Annotated in this window: 15 protein-coding genes; 11 read left to right on the top strand and 4 right to left on the bottom strand. The window is 40.0% G+C overall.

Annotated features, from left to right (window positions below; translation table 11 throughout):
* Nucleotides 1-12 precede the first annotated feature (12 nt).
* The 4 genes from BLR86_RS09340 to BLR86_RS26790 all read left to right on the top strand — a co-directional run bounded on the left by BLR86_RS09340 (nt 13) and on the right by BLR86_RS26790 (nt 3,810).
* Entirely contained in the window at nt 13-222 is a 210-nt protein-coding gene (locus tag BLR86_RS09340; RefSeq protein ID WP_090760623.1) for a heavy-metal-associated domain-containing protein, read from the top strand.
* 167 nt (nt 223-389) lie between these two features.
* Nucleotides 390-1,526, top strand: coding sequence for a DEAD/DEAH box helicase (locus tag BLR86_RS09335; RefSeq protein WP_090760621.1), 1,137 nt, complete (start codon nt 390-392; stop codon nt 1,524-1,526).
* Between the two features lie 625 nt (nt 1,527-2,151).
* On the top strand, nt 2,152-3,615 hold the full coding sequence (locus tag BLR86_RS09330) for an amidase family protein (protein WP_090760619.1): 1,464 nt from the start codon (nt 2,152-2,154) through the stop codon (nt 3,613-3,615).
* Nucleotides 3,616-3,675: 60 nt separating this feature from the next.
* On the top strand, nt 3,676-3,810 hold the full coding sequence (locus BLR86_RS26790) for a hypothetical protein (RefSeq protein WP_302847211.1): 135 nt from the start codon (nt 3,676-3,678) through the stop codon (nt 3,808-3,810).
* A 615-nt stretch (nt 3,811-4,425) separates the two neighbouring features.
* On the opposite strand, the gene BLR86_RS09325 is transcribed toward BLR86_RS26790, so the two are convergent.
* On the bottom strand, nt 4,426-5,958 hold the full coding sequence (locus BLR86_RS09325) for an FAD-dependent oxidoreductase (protein ID WP_090760617.1): 1,533 nt from the start codon (nt 5,956-5,958) through the stop codon (nt 4,426-4,428).
* A 177-nt stretch (nt 5,959-6,135) separates the two neighbouring features.
* Here BLR86_RS09325 and BLR86_RS09320 point away from each other — a divergent pair, with 177 nt between their 5' ends.
* Entirely contained in the window at nt 6,136-7,275 is a 1,140-nt protein-coding gene (locus BLR86_RS09320; RefSeq protein WP_090760615.1) for a trans-sulfuration enzyme family protein, read from the top strand.
* A 50-nt stretch (nt 7,276-7,325) separates the two neighbouring features.
* Here the strand turns inward: BLR86_RS09320 and BLR86_RS25985 are convergent, their stop codons facing one another.
* Nucleotides 7,326-7,466, bottom strand: a complete 141-nt coding sequence (locus BLR86_RS25985; protein ID WP_175492837.1) for a hypothetical protein — start codon at nt 7,464-7,466, stop codon at nt 7,326-7,328.
* A gap of 51 nt (nt 7,467-7,517) precedes the next feature.
* Nucleotides 7,518-7,892, bottom strand: coding sequence for a DUF1360 domain-containing protein (locus tag BLR86_RS09315; protein WP_090760613.1), 375 nt, complete (start codon nt 7,890-7,892; stop codon nt 7,518-7,520).
* A 96-nt stretch (nt 7,893-7,988) separates the two neighbouring features.
* On the opposite strand from BLR86_RS09315, the gene safA reads away from it, so the two are divergent.
* The 6 genes from safA (at nt 7,989) to BLR86_RS09285 (ending at nt 12,251) form a co-directional block, all read left to right on the top strand.
* Nucleotides 7,989-8,603: a SafA/ExsA family spore coat assembly protein gene (gene safA / locus BLR86_RS09310; RefSeq protein WP_090760611.1), complete on the top strand. Its 615-nt coding sequence runs from the start codon at nt 7,989-7,991 to the stop codon at nt 8,601-8,603.
* 142 nt (nt 8,604-8,745) lie between these two features.
* Entirely contained in the window at nt 8,746-9,090 is a 345-nt protein-coding gene (locus BLR86_RS09305) for a lmo0954 family membrane protein (protein WP_090760610.1), read from the top strand.
* Nucleotides 9,091-9,115: 25 nt separating this feature from the next.
* On the top strand, nt 9,116-9,760 hold the full coding sequence (locus tag BLR86_RS09300; RefSeq protein ID WP_090760608.1) for a PspA/IM30 family protein: 645 nt from the start codon (nt 9,116-9,118) through the stop codon (nt 9,758-9,760).
* Between the two features lie 82 nt (nt 9,761-9,842).
* A complete protein-coding gene (gene liaF, locus BLR86_RS09295) occupies nt 9,843-10,577 on the top strand; it encodes a cell wall-active antibiotics response protein LiaF (protein ID WP_090760606.1) in 735 nt (244 codons plus the stop codon).
* A complete protein-coding gene (locus BLR86_RS09290) occupies nt 10,574-11,626 on the top strand; it encodes a sensor histidine kinase (RefSeq protein WP_090760604.1) in 1,053 nt (350 codons plus the stop codon). Before liaF ends, BLR86_RS09290 begins: the two co-directional genes overlap by 4 nt.
* Entirely contained in the window at nt 11,619-12,251 is a 633-nt protein-coding gene (locus BLR86_RS09285) for a response regulator transcription factor (RefSeq protein WP_090760602.1), read from the top strand. Before BLR86_RS09290 ends, BLR86_RS09285 begins: the two co-directional genes overlap by 8 nt.
* 220 nt (nt 12,252-12,471) lie before the next feature.
* Here the strand turns inward: BLR86_RS09285 and BLR86_RS09280 are convergent, their stop codons facing one another.
* Nucleotides 12,472-15,897 carry an Ig-like domain-containing protein gene (locus BLR86_RS09280; protein WP_090760600.1) on the bottom strand — a complete coding sequence of 1,142 codons (3,426 nt, stop codon included), beginning with the start codon at nt 15,895-15,897 and terminating at the stop codon, nt 12,472-12,474.
* Between the last annotated feature and the right edge of the window lie 269 nt (nt 15,898-16,166).

The raw sequence follows: 16,166 nt of genomic DNA, 5'->3' as shown, positions 1-16,166 counted from the left end.
GGGGTTTTCTAAATGAGTATGATACTGCTAGCATTAAACGAAGTAGCTTGCACTGGTTGTATTGGCAGTATAAAAAGGAAAGTCAAAAGATTCCGGGGTGTAGAAAAAGTAAAAATTTTATCTGGAACTGGCAAAATTGAAATTAACTATGATTCAGCGATAATACAGTGTGAGGAATTAAACCGCAGCATTCATAAATTAGTTAGACGTACATTTGATTAATATATTCTTCCTTCCTGTTAAATAATAATAGTCGATAAGTGAATTGATAGTGAACCCATTCCTTTGTAAGGAATGGGCTTTTTATGGACACAGTTCCTTAAATAAGTTACTATCAGACAGATGTTCGGATATAATATGAAGAAATGAGATAAAAAGAGGAGTCGAATATGATAAATACCTTAAACCCTTTTTTACAAGAAGCATGGGAAAAGTCTGGGTTTCAACAGGCAACTTCTATTCAGGAAGCTGCCATTCCAATGATCCTTGAAGGAAAAGACCTAATCGCTGAATCACCAACAGGTACGGGCAAGACACTGGCTTATTTGCTGCCATTATTAAATAAAGTTGAACCTAATTCGCAATCATTACAAGCAGTTGTTCTAGCATCATCACAGGAATTGGTTATGCAGGTTTATCAGGAATTCCAAAAATGGTCTGAAGGCAGTGGAGTTAGAGGGACCTCTATTATTGGCGGGGCCAACGTAAAACGTCAGCTCGAAAAATTAAAAAAGCGTCCCCATGTTATTTTTGCAACACCGGGTCGTCTATTTGAATTAATTAAACAGAAAAAAGTAAAAATGCATGAGGTAAAGCTGGTGGTTTTGGATGAAGGTGATCAATTGCTGATACCGGAGCACCTTAACACCGTTCAAAATATTGTTAAATCAACGATGGGCGATCGCCAAGTTGTTTTATTTTCAGCTACAATGAAAGCTGGAACAGAGAAATTGGCAAAGGAAATGACGAAGGATCCTGAAGTACTTCGAATCGAAAAGGATGAGCTTGCTTCTTCTGGAAAAGTGGAGCATATCTATTTTCTTGCTGAACCGAGAGATAAGATCAAGCTGCTTGAAAAAATCGTCCGCATGGATGATATCAAAGCCCTGGCGTTCATTAATGATATCGGTGAGATTCAAGTCTTCAAAGAAAAGTTCCATTTTAAAGAGTTATCAGCGGGAGTACTACATAGTGATATGAAGAAGCTAGAACGGCAGGCAGAGCTTAAAGCATTCCGAGATGGCAAAACGAAAATGCTGATTGCCACCGATGTAGCAGCTCGGGGATTGGATATTCAAGGAGTCACCCATGTGGTCCATGTGGATTTCCCTAAGGATATTGCCCAGTATGTACACAGGGCCGGAAGAACCGGAAGAATGGGTGCGGATGGTATCGTTATTTCTTTAGTAACGGAACGAGAAGAAAGAGAATTAAAACTTTATTGCAACGAGTTAAATGTAACGCCTCAAAAAAGAATTTTTTACAAAGGGCAAATTGCAGAACCAGAACAAAAGGTTCTCCGATAAGAAAAGCGCAAGTGCCCTGGTCAGCGGCGTATGTCCTGGAGCGCTCCAACCGAGATAAAGGAAACACGAAGAGCCGTAGGCGATTCGATGTTGACTTATCGTAAGGCGGAGAGCGAAGGACACTAGCCGTTAGGGCACTGGAGCTGGACAGTAAACTAAGTTCAGAAACTTTTTCTTATCTGTTAGAAAGGCAGTGGGGGATAAAACATATAGGGTTCCGTTTTAGGGTCCCTTCTTATTAAAAGACACAAGAATTGACGTATGAAATGGCATACGTCTTTTTCTTACGATTGGCGGATCACGGTATGCACCCAATCTGTAAATAGACGGAAAATTTCCGCCTAATTGGTAATTATTATTTAAAAAGGCTTATATAGACGGAGAGATTCCGCCTATTGGTTCGAAAAACGTGAAAATGAGGAATTTTGCTTTGCATAACCGGAAAACCTCCGCTTATTTTCCCGAAAATGAGTTCTATTCTGCATTTAACCGGAAACTCTCCGCTTATTTTACTTTAGCTCGTGTTACTCAATTAAGGACAAGACATTTTCCACCCTACTGCCTTTTAGAATTGCTCAATTTTTATAATTATTATAAAATTTAGAATGATAGGAGGCGGGGGAGAATGGAAAACCCAAAATTAAAAAAATTCTTGGATGAATGGTTGGAAGAAGCAACCATCACAAAAATGCAGGAAAAGATGTCTAGCGGTGAACTCACATCAAAAGATCTTGTAACAATGTATCTACATAGAATTTCCATTTTTGATAAAAGCATTAACTCTATCCTTGAAGTCAATCCCGATGCTTTACAAATCGCTGCAGCCCTTGATGCCGAGCGAAAGGAAACAGGACCACGCAGTGAGTTGCATGGTATTCCAATTTTGATAAAAGATAATATTGATACGGCCGATAAAATGCATACCAGTGCTGGATCTTTAGCATTAAAGGATTCCATCGCTTTAAAAGATTCCTATGTGGCTAAAAGGCTGCGAAAAGCGGGAGCCGTCATCATTGGTAAAACAAATATGACTGAGTGGGCAAACTTTATGGCTTTTGATATGAAAAACGGGTATAGCTCACGTGGCGGTCAAGTGTTAAATCCATATGGCCCTGGTAAATATGATGTAGGCGGTTCCAGTTCAGGTTCTGGTGCAGCGGTCGCTGCGAATTTAGCTGCCGCGGCAATTGGCACGGAAACGTCAGGGTCGATTTTGAATCCGTCCTGCCGAAACTCACTAGTAGGAATCAAACCAACAGTGGGGTTAATTAGTAGAAGAGGAATCATTCCCATTGCCCATACACAAGACACAGCAGGTCCAATGGCACGAACCGTTAAAGATGCTGCCATTCTCTTGAATGCTTTAACGGGAATAGATGAAAAAGACCCAATTACACGAACAAATCCACTTTGTGAAAGGGACTTTACAGAACATCTGCATAAAGACGGATTGAAAGGGAAAAGAATCGGAATAGCTACCGAAGGTTTTATTGAACAGCTAACGGAAGAGAAGCAAAAGATCTTCCATGATGCTGTTGCTATTTTAGAGGCAGCAGGTGCAGAGATTATTGAACAAATCGAAATTCCATCTGCAAAAGAGAAATGGTCGTATGATGTTTTGACTTATGAATTTAAACCGGATTTAAATGCCTATTTAAACAAACTTCATCCGTCCATACCTGTTCGGACGCTGAAAGATCTAATTGAATTTAATCAGCAGGATGAAGAAAAAATGCTCAAATATGGACAGGCAGTTTTAATCCAATCCGAGAAAACAAGCGGTTCATTAACTGAGGAAAAATATATAAAGGCATTGGAATTCGATCAATATCATGCGACTCATAGGGGAATTGATTATGCACTTGATGAGTATGATTTAGATGTAATTCTTTTTCCAGGAGATACGGGTTCAATTATTAGTGCAAAAGCAGGTTACCCAACAATAGCTGTTCCTGCCGGCTATACGTCGGAAGGAGAACCAGTAGGGATCTCTTTTGCTGGAACCGCCTATAGTGAGCCACAGTTAATCGAGGCAGCTTATGCTTTTGAACAATTAACCTGGTTTAGAAAACCACCCGTTCTTGGATAGAATAACTTTAAATAATTACACTCATACTATTTATGAATTTCTCTAAAAGGAGATGATAGTATGGGAAGAACGAAACTCGGTAATGCCAATGCCCAGCGAAATAACAATCGTAAAAAGGGAATGAAAAACAGCGCTGAACTTGTTGAGTTTTCAACAGGCGAAGATTTAAAACGCAACCGTCCACATGGTAAATAAAGTAAACGCCCCCTGAAATAGGGGGCGTTTTTAGGCTGTCGTGAAGTCTTCTGGCGATACGTGTGAATTGTCCTCAAGTTTGTTATGAAGGCTGTTTCATGATTTTTCCCATCATCGATGTTATGAAGACCAGAATTCATGATTTTCCCATAAGCTTTGGTCCTCATTGATGTTATGAAGACCAGAATTCATGATTTTCCCATAAGTTTTGGTCATCATCGATGTTATGAAGACCAGAATTCATGATTATCCCATAAGTTTTGGTCATCATTGATGTTATGAAGACCAAAATTCATGATTTTCCTATAAGTTTTGGTCATCATCGATTTTATGAAGACCAAAATTCATGATTTTCCCATAAGTTTTGGTCCTCATTGATGTTATGAAGACCAAAATTCATGATTTCCCCATAAGTTTTGGTCCTCATTGATGTTATGAAGACCAGAATTCATGATTATCCCATAAGTTTTGGTCCTCATTGATGTTATGAAGACCAAAATTCATGATTTCCCCATAAGTTTTGGTCATCATTGATGTTATGAAGACCAGAATTCATGATTATCCCATAAGTTTTGGTCATCATCTACGATATGAAGACCCATTTTTAAAAACTTTTCACTGGTCGCCGACGTTTTTCAGTGGCTTCTTAGCTGGTCCTTCAATGACATCACCAGCATAGGAGAACCGTGAACCGTGACATGGGCAATCCCATGATTTTTCTGCATGGTTCCATTCCGTTTCACAGCCGATATGGGTGCAAGTGGTATCCACGATGTATAGCTTGCCGTTTTCATCCTTATATGCACCTGCACGTTGTCCATTATGCATGACGACTGAGCCTTCGCCATTTTTTAAATCCCCAGGATCCTTAGGGACAAACTCGAGTTTCCCTTTAAGTAAATGTTTGGCAACGTCTGCATTGGTGGTGACGATCGATTTAAGATCAGGATCAGCGTCAAATCGAGAAGGGGAATACAATTCCTTATATGGATTATCACGATTCAACACGTAATCCGTTAGTAAATGGGCGGCGAGAATTCCCGTTGTCATGCCCCATTTTTTATAACCTGTGGCCACTAAAATATGCTGTTTATTTTTCGTAATCGGACCGATATAAGGCACGTTATCTAAGGTAACCAAATCCTGAGCAGACCAGCGATAATGATACTCCGATAAATCAAACACGTCTTTTGCAAAGGACTCTAGCGCTAGATAATGTGTAAGGGTATCTACTCCCTGTCCCGTTTTATGGTTTTCACCACCTAGAATGAGGAGGTTCCCGGTCTCCAATGGTGTCGAGCGAATCGATCGTGCTGGGCTGTCAACACTAATATACATACCGCCAGGATACTTTTGATCTGTTTTTATCCCAATAGCGTATGATCGATCCGCATACATCCTGGCAAAATAAAGTCCCGGAATATCATAAAATGGAAAATGGGAGGCAATAAGGACATGTCGACAGCTTACCCAATGCCCACCTTTGATCTTAACCTTTGGCTGGGTCGAATCTGCATCCTCAATTCCATCTGCAACCGTATTTTCATAAACAACACAACCTGCACTAACGGCCTCATTTAACAGCCCTTTTAAAAATTTCAGGGGATGATATTGCGCTTGATTTCGCATTAACAGGGCCGATTTAACTTGAATATCAAATGGAATATTCCCAACTAAATCACCATCAATCCCCAGCCTTTGATAGGCAGTCCACTCTGTTTCAAGCTTCTTATTATATTGATCGGTTGTGGCATAAGCATAGGCATCCTGTTTGCTAAAATCACAATCAATCCCTTTTTCATTGACGGTGGTTTCTACAAATTTAATGGCATTGGATGCGGATTCAAAATATTGCTTAGCTTTTTCCTCACCGAAATGATTGATTAATTCATCGTAAATCAATTCATGCTGTGCGGTAAGTTTAGCGGTTGTATGTCCAGTAGTCCCATTTAACACTCCGCCTGCTTCAATCAGTGCGACTTTTACCCCTTCCTTTGCAAGTAAATAGGCAGCCGTAATGCCAGTAATCCCGGCACCAACAATCGCAACATCAATGGTTAAATCTTCATTCAGTTGCTCAAAAGTTGGTAATTCTATTTCGCGCCAATATGTCCGTGGAAAATGATGTGTACTTTCAGATGGGTTCATTTATATTCCTCCAGGTAATATTTTCATAGGTTAAGTATTTCCAAATTAACTGAAAAAATGTAATAGCGTCATGTACGAAAATATCATATGGAAATAAATTTGATTGACGAAAGACTTTGGTATTGATATTTTTTACTATAATAACTATTTTGTTAACAAAGAGGGTGAGGGGAAGGTATGGGGAAGAGATTTGAGACAGAAATATTACATGGCAGTAAAAAAAGTAACAGTAAAATTTCGAGCAAGGTTACGCCAATTTATCAGACTTCTGCTTTTTCCTTTAAAGATTTAGATGAACTAGAAGGGTATTATCAAGGGAATGGTCAGTATCTCTATTCACGGGTTGGCAATCCGAATACAGATGAGCTTGGGGAGGCGGTTGCAAGACTTGAATGTGCTCCAGCAGGTGTGGCATCGTCATCGGGTTTGTCTGCCATTTTAGCGGGTGTATTAGCCGTGGTGAAAAACGGAGACCATATTATTGCAGCAGATGATGTATATGGCGGCAGTTACCATTTACTAAAAGAAGAATTAAATCAATATGGGATTGAAACTACTTTTGTTTCCTTTAAAAATCTAGTTGAGGTAGAAAAAGAAATTAAAGAAAATACGAAACTTCTTTATACAGAATCAATTACCAATCCATTATTAAGAGTGGAAGATATTAAAGGCGTAGTGGAATTAGCCCGTAAGCATCAGCTAAATACAATAGTTGATAATACATTTGCCACTCCATACCATTGTCAGCCCTATGCAATGGGGATTGATTTAGTGGTTCATAGTGCAACCAAATACATTGGTGGTCATAGCGATGTAACAATAGGCGTGCTTACGGGCAGGGAGGATTTAGTTGCCAGAGCACGCGCGAAAATCGTTAACCTTGGTATGAATGTCAGTCCGTTTGAAGCCTGGCTGACTTGCCGTGGATTAAAAACATTAGCTTTAAGAATGAAAGCTCAATCCTGTAATGCCAAAAAATTAGCAGAAGCGTTATCAAGTAACCCTTTTGTTGAAAAAGTATATTACCCATTTGAGCAAGAAAAAAACGGTTATGGTGCAATGGTAACGATCGTGCTTTCGAAAAAGGTTGATATTAATCAGTTTTTTCGCTCATTAGGATGGATTAAAATTGCTCCAACCTTAGCCGGAGTTGAAACAACTGTTTCCCATCCGTTAACGACTTCTCACCGTGCACTTCCACAAGAAGCATGTGAGGCGTTAGGGATTACGAGTGAGCTTGTTCGAATTTCAGTAGGAATCGAACATGTAGAAGATATGATTGCACAGTTTGAACAGGCAATTGAAAAGTCTCTTTAATAATGAAAAGAACCCTGGCTTAATGGGTTCTTTTTGGTTATAAAAAATTTTTAGTCTATTTCTTTTTTTACTGGATCAATACGGTTGGCGTCTTCCGAGTGAAGTGTTCCTCTTAAAAAATAAAAGATAGTACCGCCAACAAATCCGAGACATATAACAAACCCAATGGAAGTAATCCACCATATAGCCATCCAATCCCCCCTTTGTAATTTATATGCAAAAGGGGGGACATTTTTTCTTTATTATTCTTTCTTTTCCAAATCAGCATAATAATCTACTTTTTTGATATTTACTCCAACAAACGTTTCAATAATCGACTGTCCGCCAGCAATTGAGAAGATCAAAATGATGACAAAGGTTACCCGTGGGAAAAGTAAGTATCCTCCTCCTAGAAAGATCGCACTCCATACCCCTGCACACCAATAACATTTCAATAAATACCCAATCATTGATTTCGGTATTTCCTTTGTAACCATGCCATGATTAGTTTCCACTTGAACCTTTTTCATAAACGGTTTACGGATAAATTCAGTAATTTTATCAAAAACAATTAAATGAGTTAAACGATAACTGGCCAAAATTAACATCACATACGTTATCCATGAAATATCTCTCACATTTTCTCCTCCGAAATTTCAGTTGAAAAATAAAATGATTACCATCTGTATATTTTGAGCCTTAAATCAAAAATATATATCGGAGGAGGCGTTAAAATGAAAAAATCATTTTGGTTTAGTTTACTGTTTTTGCTGTCACTTATCTGTATACCAAGCATTTCATTTGCTCAACAGATTTACACCGTTCAGCCAGGGGATACACTTTGGAAGATAGCAGTTCGTTACCAAGTAGGGATTTCTGAAATCATTTCTGCGAACCCGCAATTTAGAAATCCAAACCTGATTTATCCAGGAGATAAGGTTACGATTCCTAGTTTTGATGCAACCAAAAGTATTGAAAGCCAGGTTGTCCAATTAACCAATCAGGAACGTGCAAAACATGGATTAAGAGCTTTGACGCAAGATTGGGAGCTCTCCAGGGTTGCCCGCTATAAATCAGTGGATATGCGGGATAAGAACTACTTCAGCCACGATAGCCCGACCTATGGAAGTCCATTTTCCATGATGAAGAACTTCGGAATCTCCTACCGTTCAGCTGCAGAAAATATTGCTGCAGGGCAAACTACAGCACAGGAAGTTGTTCAAGCTTGGATGAACAGTCCAGGTCATCGAGCAAATATTTTAAGCAGTAATTACACCTATATCGGCGTTGGTTATACCAAAGGTGGATCGCAAAGACATTATTGGACACAGATGTTTATCTCCAAATAAATGCGCAACGGGTCAGCCCACACTCAAGGGACTGACCCTTTCTACGTCTTAAGACCGATATGAAAATAAAGCGCAGGTTCGTTATGGGAAATTTAGAATAGAGGTAAGATGAAATCAAGATAAAGAAAGGAGGAAAAACAAAATGAAAAAATTTGGTTTACTAGTGGCTGGTGGAATTGCTGCCATCATAGTACTCTCATCGATAGGTCCGATGGTAGGATTGGTGGTGGGTCTTGCTATCTTGTACTTCATTTTTAAACAGTTCTTAAAGACTGATTCAACTGGAGGCAAGATTGTACTAGGGATTATTGGATTTTTTGTTCTAATGGCCTCTATTCATAACGCGCCTGCGATAATTGGTGTTCTTGCAGCTTACGTACTGTATCTTGTATATAAAAATTGGAATAGCAGCAAAAAAGCTTTTGTAAAAGAGGATTCTGACCCGTTTGTAAATTTTGAAAAACAGTGGAATGAAATTAATAAATAAATAGAACTCGAAGGAGCGAGAAAAAATGACAAACTTACTTACCAGAATTAAGGATACCATTATGGCTGATTTGCATGCTGCAGTTGATCAAAAGGAAAAGAGTAATCCAATTGCGCTTCTTAATCAATATCTTCGTCAATGTGAGCAAGAGACAGAAAAGGTCAGAACACTATTGGAACGTCAATATTCACTGAAAGAAGAATTCACGAGAGAATATTCCCAAGCAGTTGAATTGGCAGATAAAAGGAAATATCAAGCAGAAGTAGCTTCTAAAGCAGGTGAAATGGAACTTTATCAGTTCGCTGCAGCCGAACAGCAACAGTATTCAAGCCGAGTAGAACGCCTTAAAGTTTCTATCGAGCAAGTTAATGGTCAGTTAGCGGAATTAGAAAGAAAATATGAGGAAATGAAGCACAAGCTAAAAGATATGCAAATCCGCCGTTTGGAATTAATGGGCCGTGAGAATGTAACTCGGGCTAATAATAGAATGAATCAGGTCTTAGATTCAAACAATGATTCTAACGGAGCATCCAAGCGTTTTCAAGAAATCGACAATTACTTAGACCGTTTAGAACATCAAGTAAATAGCTCCTATTATCGTGATACCATTGATGCAAGAATTGCCCAATTGGAAAAACAAATGAAATTAGAAGAAAGCAAGTCCATTTAATAGCCAAAACATGGTATTCTATAAAGGTGCGCAACTGCTGCACCTTTTTGGACATAAAACTTTTCGAGGGAGGGGGGGCCATATGTTAAAAAATGCGAAAAATGATTACACGGGATGGCTGGTTGTCATCGGGATTGTCGTTCTGCTGCTCGAAATTCTATTTTTCAACAGTGGTCTAATATTCTCCCTTTTCTTTTCTGGTGCCATGATTTATTATGGACGAAAAAAGGCAGGGAAAAAAAGCAGGAAATTTCTCTTTTTTGCCGGAATTATTTTCTTAGTCATCAGTGTGTTTAGTATGATGACCTTTAAGTTTTTATTGTTGGCAATCTTAATTCATTTAATTATTCAATATTCTAATTCAAAAAAGAATCCTGCTAAAATTGCTTTGAATATTAAAGAGTCCGAACAAGTTCCGCAGGAAGAAACGCTTATCAAGAGCAAGCCGCTCTTTGAGAATATATTTTTTGGGATGCAAAAAACACCTAATGATGTTTATGAATGGAATGACATTAACATCCAATCTGGAATTGGTGATACGATCATTGACCTAAGTTACACGGTCCTTCCAAACGGCGAAACAGTCATTTTCGTGCGTAACATTATAGGAAATATAAATATTCAAGTACCTTATGAAGTAGAAGTAAGTGTTCATCACTCTTGTATTGTTGGTTCTACAACCGTTTTTGAAAATCAACAGTCCCAGGTTTTTAACCAATCTTTCCACCTTAAGACAGCAGGCTATGATCAGGCTGTACAAAAGGTGAAAATCTTTACATCCTTGCTGGTGGGGAATTTAGAGGTGACTAGGATATGAGCACCATTCAAAGGCAGATTGTCTGGAATGTCTGCTTTTCCGTCATCCTTGCTATAGGTGTAACAGCTACCTTTATCGTTGTATTTCCTATTTCTGAATGGGAGGAATTATGGAATCGTCATTTTATGGATATTCCATTTGTGATTTTTATTCCAGCCTTCAGTATCGCCGTTGGGATTTTATTGGGACTTATTTCTGGAATCTATTGGAGACGACAGCTTCAGCATGTTGAACATTCTTTGCACCAGTTAGAGCAGGGAAGACAAACACCACAATATGAAAAAACTTCCATCTCGGAAATGCAAAGTATTGCTGTACAAATAGAGCGGATTGGCAGGCAAATGTCGGAACAAGCCAAGCTTTCACAAAGATTAGCGACCGAAAAAGTCGAGGACCAGGAAGCGAGAATTCAAGAAATAATTGAACAGGAACGCAATCGACTCGCCCGTGAATTGCATGATTCAGTCAGTCAGCAATTATTTGCTGCTTCGATGATGATGTCTGCGATCAATACAACAAAACAAGGGACAAGTGAAGATGATAGGGAAGCTAAGCAGTTGAAAATGGTGGAAGAAATGATTCATCAATCACAACTTGAAATGCGTGCCCTGCTGCTTCATTTACGTCCAGTTGCGTTAAAAAATAAAACGCTTCAAGAAGGAATTGAAGAGTTATTAATCGAATTATCACAGAAAGTCACCATGGAAATTAGGTGGAAAGTGGAAGAGTTTCCACTTGATAAGGGAATTGAGGATCATCTTTTCCGTATCCTCCAAGAATCTGTTTCAAACACCCTACGACACTCAAAAGCAAACAAACTTGAAGTTTTATTGATAAGGAGGGATGAGCTTGTCATCTTAAGAATTGTCGATGACGGTATTGGCTTTGAAGTCGATAAAATGAATGCTGGTTCATATGGGATGCAGAATATGCATGAGCGGGCGGTTGAAGTTGGAGGCACGTTAAAGGTGGTTAGTGTAAAAAGTAAAGGTACGCGGCTGGAAGTGAAGGTACCCGTTATGATAAATGGAGATGGTGTTAATGATTAGAGTAGTATTTGTCGATGACCATGAGATGGTGAGAATTGGAGTATCCGCTTATTTATCAGCCCAGCCAGACATTGAAGTGGTTGGTGAGGCTGCTGATGGAAAAAAAGGCGTAGAACTTGCACTTGAGCTCAGACCAGATATCATTTTAATGGATTTAGTGATGAAGGAAATGGATGGGATTGAAGCAACAAGACAAATTATTGAAAAATGGCCAGAAGCAAAAGTAATCATTGTTACCAGCTTCTTAGACGATGAAAAAGTTTATCCAGCATTAGAAGCGGGTGCAACCAGTTATATGCTGAAAACTTCTAAAGCAGATGAAATTGCCAATGCTGTCCGAGCTACATACCATGGCCAGTCCGTTCTCGAACCAGAAGTAACCGGAAAAATGATGGTGAAAATGCGTCAAAAACATCAGAACTTACCACATGAAGAGCTCACCACCCGTGAAATGGAAATCCTCCTGTTAATGGCTGAGGGGAAGGCAAATCAAGAAATTGCCGACGAACTATTTATCGCCTTGAAAACGGTTAAAACCCACGTGAGCAATATCTTAAGTAAACTAAACGTCCAAGACCGAACACAAGCAGTCATTTATGCCTTTAAACACTCGCTAATAAAATAAAAGAAAAAGGGACTTTTTCAGTAACGGATTCCGGTCCTAGCGCAAAACAAAAACAGAACGAACTAAGTAAAGTATTTTTGGAATCCTTGGATAATGATCACACATTTGGTTCGAATAGGAGATTTTTATAGAAAAGGTCTCTTATTACAAGAGGCCATGATCATATTGATCATAGCCTCCATTTCATTAGTTTTAAAACGAAATTCGATTGCCGTTCATCTCAAAATAATGTACTGCGATCGAACTCATCGCTCCACACAAGCTTCCATAGTGGGTAAATCGGATCTCCGGGATTAATAACGCCCTCATTGTCACCTGGATCAGACCCTTCTTCGTTTTTGCCAGGTTTACCTTTACCTTTATCGTGCGGGACAGTCACGATTCCTGTTGCCGTTGTTACTTCACCGGATGTAAAGGTAATCGTATACTCAATCGTATAAACTCTTCCTTTTCCATTCCCTAAACGTGTGGCGCGCAACTCGAAGTCGTAATCGACTGTGCCAAATTTAGCGCCGCTAATGTCGTTCTTTGCTGGTTCATTGCTTGTAATTGATGTTAAGGAAACACCGGCAATATCTTTCGGGTCGCCATCGTATTGCAGTGTTGCACGAACCGGAACCATCTTATTGTTTGCAGGCCACAGTTCCGTCTTATCCAATGTGAGCGTTACCTTCCCATAATCTCGTACTGTTTGCCCGCTGATATCAATCGTTTTGCTGCCGGTGACACCGGAACCGTCTATGGCAGTTGCTACGACTTTCACCTGTCCATCTTTCACGGCGGTTAAAAGTCCGTCAGCATCAATGGTCGCTTTGTCCGTTTCCGTACCGTCCGGATTTTGGACGGACCAAATGACTGTTTTATTATCAGCATTTGCAGGCAGCACAGCAGCAGACATTTGCAGTGTACCGTCTTTAGCCGTGATGGCTGCAGCTCCGCCTTCACCCTTAACAGTTATCGAAGCAACAAGATTCCAGAACGGAATAATATGACCGTTTAAGGTGAAATTCGTAAATTCCGCAGTCTTAACAGGAATACCAGTATTTAATTTCCGTACAAACATTCCGACTTTGGGATTCGTTAGTGGAATCGTAAAGGTATCGGCCAATTGAGTCCAAGTGATTCCATCGCTGCTATAATGACCAGTGTAAGTATCGCTTGTTTTTTTGATTTTCAAATAGATATCTCCAGGTGTCACCGCGTCTGGGTAATTTTTATCCGTTTGAACAAGGTTCGGACTGCTTTTTCCTTGCGAGAACCTGATCTGTTTGGCAGCACCAGGGTTTGATCCGTTTGCTTGTCGTCCCAAGGAGATAAAGTTGCCGTCATCCTGATAAACAATCAATCCCGCCCATTCGAAGCCCATGGTTGCATCGAACTTCAGTTTAGTGGAAATGGAGAAATCGCCAGTTGTGCCGGTTTCCCTCAAAAGGAGACTTGGTTTCGATCCGCCCCAGCTTCCTTCTTGTGTTGTTAATTTCATTACGTTCGCATTTTTGGTGTCAATTGCCCAATTATCTTTGTTTTCTCTTACCCATGTCCAGTCATTGCCCAAACTCATCGTTTGGCCGCTAATGGTGATTGTCCGATTCCCTGTGATACCGGAACCGTCCTGGGCTGTCGCGATGACTTTTACTGTACCGTCACTTTGTGCTCTTAACAATCCAGAAGAATCAATAGCTGCTTTGCCTGTTCCGTTTTCAACAGACCAAGAGACTGTTGTAACATCCGCATTAGCAGGGTTCACTGCTGCAGACATTTGCAGCGTGCCGCCTTTCGTTGTGATATTGGTTGCTCCGCCTTCTCCCGTTACGGTGATGTCAGAAACATTGACAATTCGACCGCTGTATTCTGTAATTGTCTTCCTATGGCCGGCATAGGTTACAGCTTCCCCAAAATTGTTAACAATATGGGTGATTTCACTTCCTGCCATACCAGCTAGAAAAACACTAGTCGCATGTTTAATTTTAACACCTGGGGTATATGGGGCCTCTATCGCGCTATTCAGCTTCACAGCCGCATCCCTAAAAAATGAATAGATGCCAAGCCCATAAGCTTCGTGTGTGGTCACGGAATCTGCTACTTTATAGGAGGCGTAGCCATTCACAGTGCCGTTATTGCTCATCCAACTAGCTTGGTCAGGAACATCATACGGGATTTCAGATTGATAGAAGTACATCCGGCCATATTCGCCATTCCATAACGTTTGGTATTCATGAAAGTGTTCAACAAACAAACCATATATCGTTACATTGTTTCCATTTACAACCAAGCCATTTGTGGTCGTGTTTAAATCCCAAGCAACATCTTTGCCATGATCGGCACGCCATACCCAGAAATGGTCGCCAATGACATTGTTGCTGTTTATTTTAAGACTGACGTCAGCTCTACCGACAGCATCTCCCCCCCCGACTCTAAAGAATAGATCGTGAAGAGACGTAGGATTAGCAGAGTGATCTGCCGAACTTCCTTTCGGGCCAACTTCCATTAAAGTGGGCGAACTTTCTGAGCCGGCATCGAATAGGAGTCCAGCAACTTTTACGCCATCTACATCTGCGACCGATAAAGCGGCAACGCCGCCGTGCGGCATCAGAGTAGCAAACCCAATGCCAAGCACAACAGTGTCAGGTCTTGTTACTCGAATCGTATCATTGAGATGGTATATACCTGGAGTAAATAGAAGATTTTTCCCCTGATCAAGCGCAGCATTTATACTTGCAGCATCAGATGTTTCCGGTTTTGCGATATAGAACTCTTCAATTGGTATTGATTTTCCAGCGGTTGTTCCGTTTGCCCATGTGGTTCCCTTCGTGTCAGTATGAAGATTCGGAACAAAAACATGATAGTGATTATTTTCGTCAATGGTAAGAAAAGGTTTTTCCCGCATAATTGGTGCTTCATTAATGACTGTATTTGAATTCGTAGGCCAGGTAGATTCAGGTGGATTGTCTACCCCAAGAAAAAAAGTGTTCCAAAGTCCACCAGACCAGTTTTTTAATTCACTATTTCTAGTAAACCATTGCTGTTGTCCTCCGGAAGTAATTTGATTATCAATCTTGGAATCTGCCAGGAACCCGCCGCTTGCCCATCCTCCGTCATGCAGCTGCAGATTGCCCTGAACGTGCATCCGTCTAAAAGGTACTGCTTGCGAAACAGCCCATTTATTGGTGCCTGATGTTGGCTTTATGGCGAAATTTTCGGCTGCACGCCAAAAGTTTTTGGTAGCATTCCCAGGCGGTGTATTCCACCATTCTGCATCAACCGTTACTCCACCATTTATGGTGACATCATCGGGCATTTGTCCCAGACCTGCTACGTGAGTGTAAAAGCCCACTCTGATGTTAGTGTTGTATGTACCGGGCTTGAAGAGAAGGGCATATCTTTCATTTCCAAATTCATTTGATTCTTGTTTTTTAAACACTTCATTACTAATTCTTTGAATTTCTGAATCTGGCGTTGAATCATCAAAAACATAAACATTGGGACCAAAAGGCCCAGTGGATGCTTCTAGTGTAACTTCTGAATTTGAAACCCTTGATTTGGATGTTTCTTGTGAATACTCCGCATTGGTAATCCCTGGTGCAGTTGTGAAAAGACTTATGAACATAGAAAATAATAGAACGATTGATAAACTTCTTTTTAGCATTTCCAACCTCCTGAATGTGTAATTTTCCCAACTGATTTCTACGTACAAATAGAATTACTCTTCATAAAGCACTAAATTGAATAATCCACCACCTTTACATTTGTTTTCTTTTTTTATGCAAGCGCTTTCTTCAGAGGGCAGCACTTAGAATTTTTTAGAGTATATTCATATATACTCCATTGTTATTGTAACTGCTTAACAATAGAATTTATTTGACTATTTTGAATTATAATTTGACTTCTATCATTGGACCACCTAAAAAATATAAG

The organism is Bacillus sp. OK048 (assembly GCF_900103525.1).
In the GTDB taxonomy this organism is placed as follows: domain Bacteria; phylum Bacillota; class Bacilli; order Bacillales; family Cytobacillaceae; genus Neobacillus.
Note: the sequence above shows the minus strand (reverse complement) of the source record. Positions and strands in the feature narration are given on the sequence as shown.